This is a genomic window from Amphibacillus cookii, assembly GCF_016908375.1.
GTDB classification, from domain to species: Bacteria; Bacillota; Bacilli; order Bacillales; family Amphibacillaceae; genus Amphibacillus_C; species Amphibacillus_C cookii.
Map to the genome: position 1 here is coordinate 58,052 of NZ_JAFBDS010000007.1, position 15,722 is coordinate 73,773.

Annotated in this window: 19 protein-coding genes and 1 riboswitch; of the genes, 12 read left to right on the forward strand and 7 right to left on the reverse strand. The window is 37.0% G+C overall.

The window, feature by feature from the left end; all coding sequences use genetic code 11:
• The first annotated feature begins 17 nt into the window (after positions 1–17).
• On the forward strand, positions 18–965 hold the full coding sequence (locus tag JOE23_RS11075) for a bile acid:sodium symporter (protein ID WP_204438415.1): 948 nt from the start codon (positions 18–20) through the stop codon (positions 963–965).
• A gap of 6 nt (positions 966–971) precedes the next feature.
• Here JOE23_RS11075 and JOE23_RS11080 read toward each other — a convergent pair whose 3' ends face one another.
• On the reverse strand, positions 972–1,694 hold the full coding sequence (locus JOE23_RS11080) for an NAD-dependent protein deacylase (RefSeq protein WP_204438416.1): 723 nt from the start codon (positions 1,692–1,694) through the stop codon (positions 972–974).
• Positions 1,695–1,991: 297 nt separating this feature from the next.
• Between JOE23_RS11080 and queD the strand changes: the two genes are divergently transcribed.
• The 3 genes from queD to JOE23_RS11095 all read left to right on the forward strand — a co-directional run bounded on the left by queD (position 1,992) and on the right by JOE23_RS11095 (position 3,574).
• Entirely contained in the window at positions 1,992–2,453 is a 462-nt protein-coding gene (queD, locus tag JOE23_RS11085; RefSeq protein ID WP_204438417.1) for a 6-carboxytetrahydropterin synthase QueD, read from the forward strand.
• Positions 2,453–3,181 (forward strand): 7-carboxy-7-deazaguanine synthase QueE, encoded by a 729-nt coding sequence (gene queE, locus JOE23_RS11090; RefSeq protein WP_204438679.1) that lies wholly within the window; start codon positions 2,453–2,455, stop codon positions 3,179–3,181. Before queD ends, queE begins: the two co-directional genes overlap by 1 nt.
• 69 nt (positions 3,182–3,250) lie before the next feature.
• Positions 3,251–3,574, forward strand: a complete 324-nt coding sequence (locus JOE23_RS11095; protein WP_204438418.1) for a hypothetical protein — start codon at positions 3,251–3,253, stop codon at positions 3,572–3,574.
• Positions 3,575–3,816: 242 nt separating this feature from the next.
• Here JOE23_RS11095 and JOE23_RS11100 read toward each other — a convergent pair whose 3' ends face one another.
• Complete coding sequence (locus tag JOE23_RS11100) at positions 3,817–4,314, reverse strand: L,D-transpeptidase family protein (RefSeq protein ID WP_204438419.1); 498 nt, start codon at positions 4,312–4,314, stop codon at positions 3,817–3,819.
• A 217-nt stretch (positions 4,315–4,531) separates the two neighbouring features.
• Between JOE23_RS11100 and JOE23_RS11105 the strand changes: the two genes are divergently transcribed.
• On the forward strand, positions 4,532–5,170 hold the full coding sequence (locus JOE23_RS11105; RefSeq protein WP_204438422.1) for an HAD family hydrolase: 639 nt from the start codon (positions 4,532–4,534) through the stop codon (positions 5,168–5,170).
• A 208-nt stretch (positions 5,171–5,378) separates the two neighbouring features.
• On the opposite strand, the gene JOE23_RS11110 is transcribed toward JOE23_RS11105, so the two are convergent.
• Positions 5,379–6,260: an aminoglycoside 6-adenylyltransferase gene (locus tag JOE23_RS11110; RefSeq protein ID WP_204438424.1), complete on the reverse strand. Its 882-nt coding sequence runs from the start codon at positions 6,258–6,260 to the stop codon at positions 5,379–5,381.
• 391 nt (positions 6,261–6,651) lie between these two features.
• Positions 6,652–7,065 (reverse strand): hypothetical protein, encoded by a 414-nt coding sequence (locus JOE23_RS11115; RefSeq protein ID WP_204438425.1) that lies wholly within the window; start codon positions 7,063–7,065, stop codon positions 6,652–6,654.
• A gap of 576 nt (positions 7,066–7,641) precedes the next feature.
• Here JOE23_RS11115 and JOE23_RS11120 point away from each other — a divergent pair.
• From JOE23_RS11120 to JOE23_RS11130, 3 genes are all read left to right on the forward strand, one after another.
• Entirely contained in the window at positions 7,642–8,097 is a 456-nt protein-coding gene (locus JOE23_RS11120) for a staygreen family protein (protein WP_204438426.1), read from the forward strand.
• A gap of 177 nt (positions 8,098–8,274) precedes the next feature.
• A complete protein-coding gene (locus JOE23_RS11125) occupies positions 8,275–8,751 on the forward strand; it encodes a GNAT family N-acetyltransferase (protein WP_204438427.1) in 477 nt (158 codons plus the stop codon).
• A gap of 12 nt (positions 8,752–8,763) precedes the next feature.
• Positions 8,764–9,219, forward strand: coding sequence for a GNAT family N-acetyltransferase (locus JOE23_RS11130; protein ID WP_204438428.1), 456 nt, complete (start codon positions 8,764–8,766; stop codon positions 9,217–9,219).
• A 99-nt stretch (positions 9,220–9,318) separates the two neighbouring features.
• On the opposite strand, the gene JOE23_RS11135 is transcribed toward JOE23_RS11130, so the two are convergent.
• Entirely contained in the window at positions 9,319–9,627 is a 309-nt protein-coding gene (locus JOE23_RS11135; protein WP_204438429.1) for a PadR family transcriptional regulator, read from the reverse strand.
• 126 nt (positions 9,628–9,753) lie between these two features.
• Here JOE23_RS11135 and chrA point away from each other — a divergent pair, with 126 nt between their 5' ends.
• On the forward strand, positions 9,754–10,947 hold the full coding sequence (gene chrA, locus JOE23_RS11140) for a chromate efflux transporter (protein ID WP_204438430.1): 1,194 nt from the start codon (positions 9,754–9,756) through the stop codon (positions 10,945–10,947).
• A gap of 170 nt (positions 10,948–11,117) precedes the next feature.
• On the forward strand, positions 11,118–11,273 hold the full coding sequence (gene sspO / locus JOE23_RS11145; protein ID WP_017472949.1) for a small acid-soluble spore protein O: 156 nt from the start codon (positions 11,118–11,120) through the stop codon (positions 11,271–11,273).
• Between the two features lie 67 nt (positions 11,274–11,340).
• On the opposite strand, the gene JOE23_RS11150 is transcribed toward sspO, so the two are convergent.
• Positions 11,341–11,724, reverse strand: a complete 384-nt coding sequence (locus tag JOE23_RS11150) for a hypothetical protein (RefSeq protein ID WP_204438433.1) — start codon at positions 11,722–11,724, stop codon at positions 11,341–11,343.
• Positions 11,725–11,861: 137 nt separating this feature from the next.
• The gene (locus JOE23_RS11155) at positions 11,862–12,239 is read right to left on the reverse strand and encodes a GNAT family N-acetyltransferase (protein WP_239585402.1); all 378 of its coding nucleotides are present in this window, start codon (positions 12,237–12,239) and stop codon (positions 11,862–11,864) included.
• Positions 12,240–12,970: 731 nt separating this feature from the next.
• Between JOE23_RS11155 and JOE23_RS11160 the strand changes: the two genes are divergently transcribed.
• Positions 12,971–13,585: a transglutaminase-like domain-containing protein gene (locus JOE23_RS11160; RefSeq protein WP_204438435.1), complete on the forward strand. Its 615-nt coding sequence runs from the start codon at positions 12,971–12,973 to the stop codon at positions 13,583–13,585.
• Between the two features lie 305 nt (positions 13,586–13,890).
• On the forward strand, positions 13,891–15,183 hold the full coding sequence (locus JOE23_RS11165; RefSeq protein ID WP_204438437.1) for an MATE family efflux transporter: 1,293 nt from the start codon (positions 13,891–13,893) through the stop codon (positions 15,181–15,183).
• Between the two features lie 154 nt (positions 15,184–15,337).
• Positions 15,338–15,509: riboswitch (M-box (ykoK) riboswitch) on the forward strand.
• Positions 15,510–15,722: the final 213 nt, after the last annotated feature.

Sequence of the window (15,722 nt, forward strand, 5' to 3'; positions counted from 1 at the left end):
AGATTAGGGGGTACACTGTGAATTTGATTGAGAAATTATATACACTGATGATTTTCTTAGCGGTCGTGATCGGTTTAGCTTTGGGGCAAGTCTCATCGATTCAAATCCATGCAGACAGACTGATCACCCCTTTTTTAATCGTGATGCTTTTTATCACTTTTTTAGATATTCCTCTAGTTAATGTGATGCAAGCGTTCAAAAATGTCCGTTTCACTGTAACGAGCATACTCATTAATTTTGTTTGGACACCGCTTTTAGCTTGGGGATTAGCAACAATTTTCTTGGGGAATCAGCCTTCATTATATATTGGTTTTATCATGTTAATGGTGACCCCTTGTACAGATTGGTATTTAATCTTCACATCCATAGCGAAAGGAAACGTCGCTTTATCGACAGCCATACTCCCTTTAAATTTAGTGCTTCAAGTTGTACTGTTGCCAATCTATCTATTGCTGTTTACACAAACAACCGGCATGGTTGAACCCACTTATTTGTTGGAAAGTATTATCGTTATCTTGCTGATCCCGATTACGTTAGCAGGATTACTGCAAATCGTTCTGAAAAAATCCACCTTGTTTAGCGAACGAGTGATGCCAACGTTGCGTACCTTACCAATGATATTTCTCGCTTTGGCAATTGTAGCGATGTTTGCTACACACGGTAGATTGTTGTTTCAACATTTAGATATGCTGGGCTGGCTGCTAGCACCAATATTTTTGTTCTTTTTTATTAATTTATTTGTAACACAATCGATAGGAAAGCGGTTGAGGTTTTGCCAGTCTGATCGGGTAAGTTTAAGTTTAACGACATTAGCAAGGAATTCGCCACTTTCACTAGCAATTGCTATGACTGCTTTTTCGGATCAGCCTTTAATTGCCTTAACCTTAGTCATAGGGCCGTTGTTAGAATTACCTATTCTTGCACTCATTAGTCAAATATTATTATGGATTAAACAAGAAAAGTAACAAGCTTTAAGACCTGATCTCCAGTTTGGAAAATACACTTGCAATTGAATCAGAAATAAATAAATCTGCTTTGTGCTGATTGACTTCTGTTTTATTAATAACGACAAGATGATCGCCTTGAAAGTAGTCGATCAAATAGGCTGCTGGATAGACCATTAAAGAAGTACCACCAATAATGAGTAGTTCACAATCACTGATCAATGAAATGGCTGCTTGCCAAAGGTCTTGGTCAAGTGGCTCTTCATATAAGACAACATCTGGTTTAATCATACCGCCACATGCACAGGTTGGAATCGTCTCTGCATGTTTAATCGTTAAAGCCGAATAATGCTTATGGCAATGAAGACAATAGTTGTTATTAATCGTTCCGTGTAATTCAATCACGTGACGTGAACCAGCTTTTTGATGGAGGCCATCAATATTTTGCGTGATGATACCTTTGAGCTTTCCCGTTTGTTCAAGTTTAGCAAGTTGATCGTGGGCTGGATTTGGCTCGGCATCTAACGTAAGTAATTTTTGCTTATAAAAATTAAAAAACATATGCGGATTCATTGTGAAAAATGAATGACTTAAGATTTGTTCTGGTGGATACGTATAGATCTGGTTATATAAACCATCACGACTTCTGAAATCAGGGATGCCACTTTCCGTTGAGACCCCTGCACCACCGAAGAATACGATATGATTGGTTTTATCAATCAATCTTTGAAGTTGGTTAATATTATCCATGTCACGTCCCTCTTTCGTTATTAGTATGTCCTATGTTTATATTAGTCTATCACAGATAACCGTCCGTAGATCGCCCACCTCAAAATAGAAGATAGAGCCCATCTATTTAGGCGGGGGTTAACGGTCACTAATGTCTTGATTCACTCAACGACCAATCAGTCGGAGAATACCGCCCCCACACTGATTGAAGGCTTGTTTTATAAACTTACACCAATCATAAGCTACGGACTAACATGTTTAGTCTAAGCTTTGAAATTGAAAATATAATGGTATCATCATTTAAAAGGAGGCCTGAGTATGCATAACTATAAAATTGTAGAACACTTACAAAAATTTGGTGTTGATATTAAACATGATCAGTTAAAATCACATAAAAAAAGGGTTTTAGTTAGCAAAGCCTTTACGTTTGATGCCGCACATCACCTTCATGCTTATCAAGGAAAATGCGCCACCTTACACGGCCACACGTATAAAGTGATCTTTGGTATTAGTGGATATACGAATGAAATTGGCCTTGTTATTGACTTTGGTGAAATAAAAAAAATTTGGAAAGAACAAATTGAAATTTACCTTGATCACCAATATTTAAACGAGAGCTTGCCGACAATGAATACAACAGCAGAAAATATGGTTGTTTGGATTTATTCCATGATGGAGCAAGCCTTAAATATTCAAGAAGAAGGTGACTTACAAGTCGAATTTGTCAAACTTTATGAAACACCAACGAGCTATGCAGAAGCTAGAAGGGAATGGATGTGATGAAGCGTTATCCGGTCTTAGAAATTTTTGGACCGACGATTCAAGGGGAAGGTATGGTGGTAGGACGGAAGACGATGTTTATTCGAACCGCAGGGTGTGATTATAGTTGTTCGTGGTGCGATTCGTCGTTTACTTGGGATGGCAGTGCAAAAGACGAAATTAAGATGATGACAGCTTCGGAGATTATTACGAGACTCAACGCCATCGGTCAAGATCAATTCGATCACGTTACGATATCAGGAGGAAATCCCGCTTTATTAAAAGATCTTGATCAACTGATTGATCTTTTACACCAAAATCAATTAGAAGTCGCGATAGAAACACAAGGGACGCGTTGGCAACCATGGTTTTTATTGATTGATGATTTAACATTATCACCTAAACCGCCAAGTTCCGGGATGAAAACCGATTGGAATAAACTAGATACGATTATTGATCACTTAAGAGATAACAATCGGCTAGCACATACCTCATTAAAAATAGTTATTTTTGATGATCAAGATTTTGATTATGCTGAAGCGGTTCATCAACGTTATCCTGATCTATTATTTTATTTGCAAGTAGGAAATGCCCATTTAACCGAATCAAATCTACCAAAACTAACGGATCTCTTATTGGAAAAATATCAATGGTTGATTAATAAAACACTTGAATCATCAAAGTTAAATAAAGTTAGAGTGCTTCCACAGCTGCATACATTAGTATGGGGGAATAAACGTGGGGTTTAAAGAAATAGCGGTTGTGTAGGTAATGGTTCTCCACTATGTTTAAGCTGATGGTTTGGAATCAAAGTTAAAATGAAGGAAGGTGTAGATGACTTGAAGGCATCTATCATTTATTTTATTGTAACCTTTTGTCTTATTATTGCTAGCTTTTTCGGTTTATATGGTCAAGATCTGGCTTACGCTATAAATGAATATGTTCCAACAGTGACATTAACAACAGCGATAACGCTTGTCACTTTCACGAGTATTGGCATCTATATAATGATCCCGCTTATTTGCTGGATTTCTAAATATGTAAAAAGACGAGAATTTATGATAATTACGAGAATAAATTGTATTTTAGGCTTGCCTATTTCTATTTGGTCACTGTTTGTTTGGGTGATGTGGATGGGTTAATGATAGCCCCGACCTTAAGAGCATCCGATAATTTCATCACAAATACCCGTCCGTAAACCCCTCTCAAAATAGAGCGTAGAGCAAATCGGTTGAGGGGGGGGGCTGATTCACTTAACAAATCATTAATCAGTAGGCAAAGAACGAAAGTGCCCACTGATTAAAGGTTCATTTAATTAAAGATGGGTGTTTTTTAGATCATAAGTGCCAGTTGTTGAAATAGAACATTCCTTTTTTAAAGAACTTTATGGGGTAATAGTGACCTGTGTGCCAATTGGAATGGTAGCGGCTAGTTCTTCAACATCCTGATTATACATCCGAATACAGCCTCGTGAAACCGCCTTGCCAATTGATGATGGATCATTCGTGCCATGAATACCATAGTGTTGTTTAGATAATGACATCCACATCGTACCATAAGGTCCACCTGGATTAGGCGCTTTATTAATAATCACAAATTGCCCGATCGGTGTTTGACTAAGAATTTGCCCTACGGCTATCGGATATGTTTTTAGTGGTACATGATCACTTAACAAGGTAAGTGTTCGTTGCGCAATCGATACATGAATTTGGTAGGGTAGCTGCTCTGGGTTCGGAAGTCCTGGGACGATCAATGGCTGTCCAACGAAGATCATATCAGGATTAATTTGTGGATTTGCTTGGATTAGATCAGTTAAGCTCACCCGATAATCGCGTGCGATGATTGATAACGTTTCGCCTTCCTTAACTATGTGATAATACATTATTTTCACTCCATTTAGCTTTTTCTTTAGGATATGCGACTTTTGGCGATAAGATCTTTGTAAAAATGAATGGGAGCATGAATCAGTCAGCAGAGTTCTTATCGATAGTTAATAGAGGTTATAAGGGATTTGAGATAAGAGAAAGTGGTGTTTTAGCTTTTAAGTTATAGGGAATAACAATCAAAAGGATAGCAGTGATGGGGAGGAAGAGCATTAAATGAAAGCAATTATTTTTGATTTTGATGGCACATTAGCTGATACATTACCTGTTTGTTATCAGGCTTTTCAACACGTTTTTCAAAGATATGATGATCGTCTTTTATCAAATCAAGAAATAAGGGCGATGTTTGGACCGTCTGAAACAGGTATTATTCGAGAAAACTTAAAAGACGAACGAAAACAAGAAGCAATTACGTTGTTTTATCAGCAATATAAAGCGCACCATAATCGGTTAGTCAAACCAAATGCTGACATTCAAATGATGCTCTCGCTTTTACAGGATAAAGGCATCAAGTTAGCTATCGTAACCGGTAAAGCCCGTCAAAGCTTTGAGATTTCTGTTGACGCCCTTGGTCTTGATTATGACTTTCAAGCTGTAATTACTGGTGATGATGTGCGCCATGCTAAGCCAGATCCTGAAGGTATAGAAAAGGCATTGAAGATTATGGGGGTTGAAGCTGCAGAGGCAATCTATCTGGGAGATAGTAACGCTGACATTGAAGCGGGTAAAAGGGCAGGTGTACGTACAATAGGGGTGCAGTGGCTTACAGAAAGTCAAACGAGCGCATTTTCAATAACCCCTGATGCGATTTATACGAGTGTGCAGTCTTTTATTGATGATTTGAAATTGACATAAGAGAAAATATGAATCGCATCTTTCTAGAACATGAGTGATTACATCCATCTCAAATTTGAGTTGGAATTTTTACGTTTTTATTACAGATACTTGTACATAAAACGCCCACTGATTGAAGACGTTTTATGTAAGAAAATGTGTTTAAAATACGTGTCAATCTACTTGAATAAGCACCCTACTTTTTTTTGTAGGGGTGCTTATCATTCACTTAATATACTGTCGTTGCATAAGAAGGTAATTTTCTAACATCTTTAAGATATTTAGTCATGTTTTTATCATCATCAATTGGATATGTGAAGTTAAAATGTTCAGCGACATCTTGAGATAAGATTCTAAACAATTCACAAGTGATAAATATTGATTCCCACATATTTGTATAATCAGAATTAGAATAAGTTTCTCTGTACATCTTCCAATATAACTCTGGAAGGTATTTCTTAAAATACTTCCCTAAATTTCCAGTGGAAACTTGAAAATCTTGTTGTATCCCAATCCACCAATTAACCATTTTATCCAAGGAATCTCTCGTCGTATATTCAAACATGCGTTTTGCATATGGGAGTTCATCACGCCAAATGGCTTTTGCAACGTTCTGTAAACACCACCAGAAATTGTTTGTATAACTATCGTATTCGTCTTTTGATGGCTTTTTTACATGATAATCAATATCGGTAGGGCAAGGGATGGAACTCAAAAGATTATCTTTGTCCATTAAGGGGAGAGTAAGTTTATCTTTTCCATACTCCTCAAACATAACTTCCTTTTTTTGGATGCGAAGGTCTATACGATTTCCATCTGTAAAAAGCATTAAAAAACCATAAGATTTGCTGAAGTCAAAATTATTTTCTCTACCAAAATCATTTTTGTCAGGTTCTTGCATCATTATTAAACTTCCAAATTCGTTAATCCATGTCTTATCTTCTATAAAAGACGCTGTTTTTGTCACAACATAAACAATATCATAATCCTGAAAAATATCTTTTGATACATTAGGGTTCGTTCTTGAACCATTCATATAGACTGCTCGAATACGCTCATCTGCCCTTGCGAAATTTATTATTAAGTCCATCATTTCTTGTTCATTCCTCATTTATTTCCCTCCTAAAATAGTTAGTTTTCGAATGAAAAATTACATCGGAGGGGCACGAGAATGATATAAACTTAATTTAATAATAAAAGTTTATAATTTATTTAAGGTTTTTTTCATCTAATCTTCCTTCCCTGTTTAGATTTATCCTGTACTTAAATTAATTCAATATTTATACGATTCCTTTTTTAAAGAAACTCATATAAATATAGTTAACTTAAGCGGCATTTTTCTTCTTAAACAATACTGCTCGTTAGTTGAACAAGCAGTATTGTTTATATCATGAATTTAGATAACCTAAGTGTATCATATATTTCCATATTTTTCATTAAATTCCCTTTAATCATCAAGTCGAATACATTCCAATAGGTGTCAATTATTTGCCTGTGCGCTTCTAAAAGAACAGTTTCTCTTCTTTCTCAAAACTAGTCACCATCGTATAGCCTGCAATCACCAACATTAGCTCCCATGTAACCAAAGATGTGGTCAAAATAAACTGTGGGCGTTCGATATTTGAAAAGATCATAGGTAGATAAGGAAATAAAAATAGTGGTAGACTGACAAAAAGAAATCGATTCAAATTAAATAACCATCTATGGTGATTTTTAAATCGTTTGATCATTATTGGAATGGCCAGATAGAAGCCTACTGCAATATAGAGCAAACTGACAATAAGTACCGAACGGAAAAGCTGATAATCTCCTCTCTGTTCGAATTGCAGTTCTTGATTGGTAATACCCCAAAGTAATAGTAGAAGCCCTATTAAATATAGTAAATAAACTAGACTTTCCTTTAAGCTAAATTTCATATAAACTCCTTTCTAAAACAATGAGTACCTTTACTGTATAAAATTCTACAGAAATCGATTAAATCCTTTAATAAATATTCAACTTTCGCACACTGAAAATAGTCATTAAACCTTGATTGTGTTCAATAGACGCGGTATTCAATAGGGTTGTTGACTTTACTTCTGCATGGATGTGCCGCATACGATCTTCTCATACGTTAAGAACGTTATTCGTTCCGAAAAGCAAGGGGTTCGCTTTTCGCGGGGATGGCTTCAGCTCATCCTATTCCCACAGAAGTCTCACCCCTTGCTTATCTTCACTTAGACTGGTGGTTCATACTGACTGCGATTTCTCCATTTTACGTGCGATCGCAGAAAGCGGAACATAGCTCACCTGCGCGTCTAAAACGAAAGGTTTATAATCAATCGAAAATCTATATTCAAAGGCAACGCCTATATTGAATATTAGGTCTACCCTTATGCTATCTTGGCTGAACCTGAGCATTTAGATGAGAAAGTTGAGTAAATATATTTTAAGACTAAAATTGTTCGTGTGTTCGTATAGTGATATTAGACAATAGGAAGGTAGGGGTTGTTTTGAATATATTTAATCCGGATCATTTGTTGGTAACATTTAAGGCGCCTTTGGATGTAACAGATCCAATCAGTGGTAGGAAATATACATTGACACATTCAGATCAAACCGGATGCTTATTTTTAACGGTTGCTCTAAATTATGCTTATGACAAAATAACACAGATGCGTGATGAAGTGTTAGCTGAATGGTGTATTGAAAATGGAACTTGTATACTGTCTGTCAAGGTTTATCTAGGTGGAAGAGATATTGCAACGGTTAAGCGTCGCGATCAAAATTTTAGACGAGAGCTTCCCCTAGCATTAGAGGCGATTTTCTTTGGAGATCGTGCTTTTTTAATGGCACATCAACAACTCTATTCAGCACCAATCAAAATATGTTTTGAATCTTCCTATCCAAGTTATAATCGCTGTGAAAATTGGGGAACACCGATGGATTATTTGTTTATTGCGCATTAGCCAGACAGAACATCAATAAAAGCTTGACTTTATTCAGAACAGCAGAGAAAAAATGTTGTCTTCTTTGTTAACAATCGTGTGCTCCTGATCTCTCTAATATAGTATAATAGTAAATTATGATGATATGAAACCAATCATATCAAAGGGAGCGATCTTATCAAATATCACTTAAGAGAAATGTTACCAACAGACTGGTCACAAGTGAAAAGAATTTATGAAGAAGGGATTGCTAGTGGGCATGCAACCTTTGAACGCGAAGCACCAACATGGACAGCATGGGATGCTTCTCATTTAAAGGCTTGTCGTTGGGTCGCTACTCAAGGTGATCGTGTTTTAGGTTGGACGGCACTTAGTCCGACTTCAAGTCGCTGTGTTTATCGTGGTGTAACAGAAGTAAGTGTTTATATTGGTTGCGATTATAGAGGAAATGGCGTAGGGCGAGCGCTGTTAAAAAAGGTCATCGAATCAAGTGAACAAGAAGGGATTTGGACGATTCACTCTGGGATCTTTCCAGAGAACAAAGCAAGTGTTGCTTTGCATCAATCACTTGGTTTTCGCCAAGTCGGTTACTTTGAACGGATTGGTAAGATGGAAGATAAGTGGAGAGATACGATTTATTTAGAAAGACGTAGTCAAGTTGTTGGAATAAATTAAAGGAGTACAGATATGAAGATTGTGTTTAAAGAAGTTGACCAAAATAATTATAAAATATGTGCGAAGTTAGCTGTAGCAGAAAGCCAAAAGTTATTCGTTGCGCCCAATTGGTACTCCTTACTAGAAGCAAATTATGAAGCTGATCGTATGCCTTTTGCCATTTATCATGATAAAGAGATGGTTGGTTTTATTATGTTTAGTTTTTTTCTGGGGGATGCTGATTATCCAAACGATTCTTGGTGGATTGAGCGATTTATGATTGACGAGAAACATCAGCAAAAAGGATATGGAACACAATCTTTACAGCAAGCGATTGACTATTTTAAAGCGCATTTTGATCAAAGTGAACTAAGAATTTCTGCAGAACCTGAAAACAAGGTAGCGATCGCCTTATATGAACGGCTCGGTTTTGAAAAAACAGGAGAAAAGATCGGAAATGAAACCGTATTGTTGTTAGTATTACGTTAGCAACATAGATAATGCTATAAATCCATGCAAAGCCAGAGTGAAACGGTTGTTTTACTCTGGCTTTTTTGTCGCAACGTCTAGGTCCTCATAGGGATTCGATTAGTCTTTTATCTCTTTAAATAACTCATATGCTTTTTTCTTTGCTTCTTCTAAGACCCTTTCACCTAACTCGGTAATGGTGTAATATTTACGTACTTTTCCATGAATTGTTCGGCTTTCCTTTGTTAAAAGTTGTTTTGCCTCCATAGTGTGTAAGATTGGATAAAGTGTACCTGGGCTCATATCATATCCATGTTCCTTTAGCTCTTCAATCATCCATGCCCCATAGAAGGGCTCCACATTAGCATGATGAAGAATGTGAATTTGAATGAATCCGAGGAAAAATTTTCGTAATATTTGTTCTTGCATTTTGCATACTCCTTCGATAAGCTCTATATATAACTGTCGATATCGAATTTCAATATCGATGATGATGTATGTTTATCATAGCTTAAAAACAGATAAGAATCAATGAAATAGCGAAGGGAGTAGGGAATGAAGGTATTAAAACCAAACAAAGGGGAAAGCACAAGCTGGCGATCATTTTTATGGGATATATTTATTTGTTCATTGGGTGCTTTTGGTGGACCGGAAGCACATTATGGTATCTTTACCGATCAACTCGTGACAAAAAAACAGTATTTAAGTGAAGAGGAATTAGTCGAATTAATTGCTTTATGCAGTATCTTACCTGGTCCATCAAGCACGCAAACCATTGTTGCCGTTGGACATAAAAAAGGTGGACCATTGCTAGCGCTTCTGACAATGCTCGTTTGGTCATTGCCGGTTTTAACGTTGATGACACTGTTTTCATTTCTATATGCGTTTTTAGATCGTATGCAATTTTCACAAGATGGATTGCGTTATATCGGTCCGATGGCAGTCGGTTTTATTATGGTTGCTGCACTTAGGATCGGTAAAAAAGTTATTTCAGATCGGATCACGGTCAGTTTACTTATTTTTGGTGCGGTGACAACGTTCTTTTTCAGACAGGCTTGGGTATTTCCGTTTGTTTTGATTATTGGAGGTTTAGTCACGGTCTTGACGTCTAAACAGAAAAAAATTTGGTATCGAGTAAAATTGAATCCGCCTTGGATTTATTTCTTTGCTTTTATAATCATTGCTGTTGGATCAATTGTTTTGGCGATATTTACTAACAGCACGTTGCTGTCGATCTTTGAAAGCTTTTATCGTTACGGCTATCTTGTTTTTGGTGGCGGGCAAGTTGTTATTCCGTTTATGTTTAGTGATTTAGTTGAGATTAATGGCTTTATGCGTGCGGATGAATTTCTAACGGGTTATGGATTAGTTCAAGGCATGCCAGGTCCCATGTTTAGTTTTAGTGCCTATGCAGGTGGACTTGCAGGTCAAGGTGCACCGTTATATCAAATTGCTAGTGCGATCGCCGCTGGGATTGGAATCTTTTTACCGGGGCTACTCCTGATTTATTTTGTTTATCCTGTTTGGGAAAACCTAAAAAAAATTCAAGGAATAAAAGTATCCTTGAAAGGCGTAAATGCTGTTGCTGGAGGGTTGATCGCTGCTTCTGCCCTTATTATTATGCAAAGTAATGGTTTTGCTATCGATAATGTAATAATCATGATGATCACCATTTTGGCGTTATATACAAAAAAAGTACCTGCTCCATTACTTGTGCTAGGCGTTATCTTGGTTGGTTTTCTATTTTAAATCTTGAACCTTAAAAAGCATCTTTTAGATAAAATGAACCTTAGCGTCCGTTATCACCCATCAATCGATTTGCTCTACGCTCTATTTTGAGGGCGGTGGTTTACGGACGGTTATCCGTGATAAAATCTTTCTCTTTTGCAAAAGCTAATGGCGAAAGGGGGGATGTGAACATGTCTAAAAGAGATGATGCCTATCGAAATCAACCGGTAAATGATCAGCAGGCGAAAAAACAAACCATGTCTCGTCAATTTGATCACGAATTTGCCAATGAACCGGTTAGCGAGATGGAGAAACACCATAACAAAAAAACCAAAAAACATAAGTAATATGAATAAAGAAATAAGCTGAGATCAAGATTCTTGGCTTATTTCTCTATTCATATATAAAATAGCTTTAGTCATCAATAGCTAAGTCGATGCTGACGTTATAAAGTTCGCTAGATTCGATATTGATAAATTGTCCCGTCACTTGGTTGAAGGTTTTTTCTTCATTGTAGTAACCGATTTGCTGAATCGTTTCCTCTTGGTGGTTAAAACGTAAAAGGTAATCAGGATTGGGAATATCAAGATTAGCAGTTGAAGCTGATTCAGCCGTTTCCAGATGATCCGCTAGTTCTGCGATGAAATCAGGGTCTGTTAACTTACCGACTTGTTCTTGATCATCCCACGTTAAAATGTCAATCGATGTTATTTCTTGATCGAAAAGCTCATGCTGTTGACAACCGAATAAAAACAAATTTAGAAAAACAAATAATAGAGCATAATTTAATCGTTTCATAAAACTTGTCTCCTTTCATGTTTAGTTAACTATTTCCTATTGGTGCTGATGATAAACAAAGAGCGTTAGGTTTCCCTTATATGGGGAGCGCCTAACGCTTTTGTAGGATTAGCTAAACGATCACATTCGGTAAATCGCTAGTGAATGTCAGTTTTTCTAAAAACATAACTTACTTTATCGTAATCCATTTTTTCTTCGTAAAAGCGATGAGCATCAATGCGCTGTAACCCTGATGATAATGCGACCGATTGATAGTGATTATCTTTTGCCCATTGGTGTACGAATTGAAGTAATCTTTCACCATAGCCTTTTGAACGGTGGATTTGATCAGTGATAAGATCACAAACCCAGATAAATCTTCCGTAATACAAGGTGATCATTGGTTTGAACCCAACTATAGATAAGATTTCTTTACCATTAATCAAAGCAAATAGATAATAACGATCCTTTTCTTGTGCTTCCTTGACAAGTTCGAGGTATGTCTGTTGATCCAAATGTTGACGAAGTTGTTGCATAACAGGGAAAGCACTAAGGATTTCCTGATCAGTAATGAGTGCTTTCGTTCGTATATTAGTGATAAATATCAGCTCCTCATATTTATTTTTTAGTAAGTCAACTTTCTTATCTAAATGTTCAGGTTCAGTCAAGATAAGGGTAACCCTCATATTCAATATAGGCGTTGCCTTTGAATATAGATTTAAACCTTTCGTTTTAGACGCACAGGTGAGCTATGTTCCGCTACTCCCACAGAAGGCTACACATATCGCACCTGCTAAATCGTAACATCTATCTTAATGGATGTGTCGCATGCGACTTTCTCATACGCTCAGAACGCTATTTCGTTCCGAAAAGCAATGGATTCGCTTTTCGCGGGGATGGCTTCAGCTAACTTGAGTCGCAAAGAGCACGCCTCAAGTGGATCTTCAGCTCATCCTATTCCCGCAGAAGTCTCACCTATTGCTTTTCTCCACTTAGACTGGTGGTTCATACTTAATGCATAAGCCCAACCGCACGAAATAAGGCGAAGGAGATGTGACACTGCTAGCATAAGACGTTTCTTATTCTGAGACGCCATTCCGCTGTCTTTATAATCTACGTCTGTATAATTGTTAGTAATTTAAGGTTATTGACCTTGGAAAACAGATCAAATTTTACGACGTCTTTATTCTACAGGTTTAAGTTAAGTTTGCTTAGGCGTGTTTGGCTGATCTGTTATAATCAATACTAACATAAGGGAGTGGGTGGTATGTTGAAGGATTTATTACAAAATGAACGGCTAGAACACTATCTATGCGAAAACGAGCTGATTAACTATTCAAGTCCAATTATTCAAGCACTGGTCGAAGAACTTTTTGAAGGTGCAGATGATGAACGAGAAAAAGTGAAGCGTGCCTTTACTTTTGTAAGGGATCAAATTGCCCATTCTTGGGATATTCAAAGTAAACGTATCACCTGTTGTGCTTCTGAAGTGTTGCAGTATCAAGAAGGAATTTGTTATGCTAAATCACATTTGCTAGCCGCGTTATTGAGAGCGACAGGTATTCCTACGGGCTTCTGTTATCAACGTTTAATGTTGTTTGATACACCGGAAAAAGGTTACTGCATTCATGCATTAAATGCTGTTTATTTCGAAGCATTAAAGCGTTGGGTTCGGATAGATGCTAGAGGAAACAAGCCCGGAATTAATGCACAGTTTTCAACTGTTAAAGAGCAACTTGCTTTTGCTATTCAACCCGATTATGATGAAATTGATTATCCAACGATTTATGCATGGCCTAATTCCAAGACTGTTGTGGTACTAAAGAAAAATAATAATGCATTGGCAATGTATATGAACGCATTACCTGAATATTTACAGTGAAATAGTAAGTCTTAATAGCTAATCATAGTATAGGATGTCCTTTCCAGTAGGGAATGATCTAATCAAGTTGACAGGTGAATTGAGGTTTGTTAGAGTTATGCTTATTAAAATAACACGGTGTTAGCTTTGCCACCAGGTAAAGCAAACGAAGCACGGAGCATGATACCTCTAGGCCGAAGTAGGTATCTGCTTGGTGCTTTTTACATGCAAATTAGAAAGTGTAAAAAGCTTAACAAAGAAGTACCAACGTATTATAGAGAAGTTAACAGATTCGCTAGGATGCGAGGTGAAAGTGGGGGATTAGAATGGAGGTCAGAGGCGATTTTCAGACCTTTTTTAAGTATGTCAGCATGAATGTGATTGGAATGATTGGCTTATCCGTTTATATTTTAGCGGATACGATTTTTATTGCCAATGGTGTCGGTGAATCGGGTTTAGCTGCACTCAATTTGGCCTTGCCAATCTTCACATTAATATCTGGATTTGGCTTGCTTATTGGTATTGGTGGAGCAACTTGGTACACGATTTTACGCGCTCAAAATAAACCTCAAAGTGCGGCAAGTGTGTTTAATCATGCGTTGGCTTTGGGAGCGATCTTGAGTTTACTTTGTATGCTCATTGGGTTCGTCGGTTCAGATTTTTTAGCAGGTGCACTTGGAGCTGATGTAGAGATATTACCAATGACTAGTATTTATTTGAAAGTTATTATGCTCTTTGCACCGTTTTTTGTGTTTAATAATATGTTGGTCGCCTTTATTAGAAATGATCAAAATCCAAAACTAGCGATGGCAGGGATGTTTGTTGGTAGTTTTGCAAATATTGTCATGGATTACCTGTTCATTATCGTGTTAGATATGGGGATGTTAGGTGCAGCTCTGGCAACAGGTGCAACGCCGTTTATTAGCCTCGCTTTGCTAGTGTTACATTTTAAATCAACAAAAAACACATTGGTATTGCAAAAAATTAAGTGGAAACTAGCTATTTTTTGGAAGATTATCACACTTGGCATCTCTGCATTTGTAACAGAAATATCTACTGGTGTAGTAATCCTGATATTTAATATGGTTATTTTAAGGTTGGCTGGAAATACCGGCGTCGCAGCATATGGCATTATAGCCAATATCGCTTTTGTTGTTATTGCCATTTATACTGGCATGGCACAAGGGATTCAACCGATCGTTAGTCATTTGTTTGGTTCACAAAAATACAGCGAAACGAAAAAAATGTTAGCTTACGGTGTAGGATCTGCCCTGTTATTGGCGTTGATTATTTATGGTGTGGTCACGATTGGCTCGACATCTATTATTGGTGTTTTTAACCGTGATCATAGTGTAGCTTTAGCTGAAATGGCAGAAACCGGTCTAATGATTTATTTTATTGGTTTCTTTTTTGCCGGTTTTAATATTATCTCAATCGCTTATTTAAGTGCAATTGAACGTGCTGGCCTGGCATTTAAATTATCGATTATTCGAAGTTTTGTCTTAATCGTTCCAATTATTTTACTCTTTGCCTATCTTTTTAATATGACGGGGGTCTGGCTATCATTTATTGTGACAGAAATGATCACAACCGCGATAATCGCTAAATCCCTTACTTAACCTTTTTCATGCGAACGCTCGTATTTTCAAGCGATCGAAGGTGAAGATAGCGCGAACGCACGAAAAAGGAAAATACCGCATGAAAACAGATTGATTTTCAAAAAACATTGATAACAGTTAGTGAGCTATGTATGATAAAAAACGAATAAAATAACATGTAACTTGTTAGGAGAGGCTCCTAAGTGAACATAGGCTATTGCCCAAAAATGTCGAGAGACGCCAATGGGTAGAACAGGCACGATCGGATTAAGGTCTGCTTAAGATAGCTGGTTTATTGCTTTAAATCTACGTCACTTAGTGCTAAAACCCAGACGAGGAGTCCGTATATAATAGTTCGGTAATGGCAGCTAATTGTTGCTTTTATTAGAGCTTTGTTAAATATGTTGAAAACGACTCTTCTTTTGGGAGTCGTTTTTTTTATTTTCTAGCGCTTAACAAGTTATATCAATTGTGAAATATAAGGAGATGAGCCCAAATGGATGGTGGTGAATGGTATATTTCGATCTGGTTTAAGCTAATAATGCTCGGGGAAAAAATAA

Coding starts and splice junctions, on each gene's coding strand:
- JOE23_RS11080 (WP_204438416.1), bottom strand. CDS start 1,694: ATGGATAATATTAACCAACTTCAAAGATTGATTGATAAAACCAATCAT.
- chrA (WP_204438430.1), top strand. CDS start 9,754: ATGAAGGTATTAAAACCAAACAAAGGGGAAAGCACAAGCTGGCGATCA.
- JOE23_RS11160 (WP_204438435.1), top strand. CDS start 12,971: ATGTTGAAGGATTTATTACAAAATGAACGGCTAGAACACTATCTATGC.
- JOE23_RS11100 (WP_204438419.1), bottom strand. CDS start 4,314: ATGTATTATCACATAGTTAAGGAAGGCGAAACGTTATCAATCATCGCA.
- JOE23_RS11105 (WP_204438422.1), top strand. CDS start 4,532: ATGAAAGCAATTATTTTTGATTTTGATGGCACATTAGCTGATACATTA.
- JOE23_RS11165 (WP_204438437.1), top strand. CDS start 13,891: ATGGAGGTCAGAGGCGATTTTCAGACCTTTTTTAAGTATGTCAGCATG.
- JOE23_RS11125 (WP_204438427.1), top strand. CDS start 8,275: ATGTTACCAACAGACTGGTCACAAGTGAAAAGAATTTATGAAGAAGGG.
- JOE23_RS11150 (WP_204438433.1), bottom strand. CDS start 11,724: ATGAAACGATTAAATTATGCTCTATTATTTGTTTTTCTAAATTTGTTT.
- JOE23_RS11130 (WP_204438428.1), top strand. CDS start 8,764: ATGAAGATTGTGTTTAAAGAAGTTGACCAAAATAATTATAAAATATGT.
- JOE23_RS11115 (WP_204438425.1), bottom strand. CDS start 7,065: ATGAAATTTAGCTTAAAGGAAAGTCTAGTTTATTTACTATATTTAATA.
- queD (WP_204438417.1), top strand. CDS start 1,992: ATGCATAACTATAAAATTGTAGAACACTTACAAAAATTTGGTGTTGAT.
- sspO (WP_017472949.1), top strand. CDS start 11,118: ATGTCTAAAAGAGATGATGCCTATCGAAATCAACCGGTAAATGATCAG.
- JOE23_RS11110 (WP_204438424.1), bottom strand. CDS start 6,260: ATGAGGAATGAACAAGAAATGATGGACTTAATAATAAATTTCGCAAGG.
- JOE23_RS11095 (WP_204438418.1), top strand. CDS start 3,251: ATGAAGGAAGGTGTAGATGACTTGAAGGCATCTATCATTTATTTTATT.
- queE (WP_204438679.1), top strand. CDS start 2,453: ATGAAGCGTTATCCGGTCTTAGAAATTTTTGGACCGACGATTCAAGGG.
- JOE23_RS11155 (WP_239585402.1), bottom strand. CDS start 12,239: ATGCAACAACTTCGTCAACATTTGGATCAACAGACATACCTCGAACTT.
- JOE23_RS11135 (WP_204438429.1), bottom strand. CDS start 9,627: ATGCAAGAACAAATATTACGAAAATTTTTCCTCGGATTCATTCAAATT.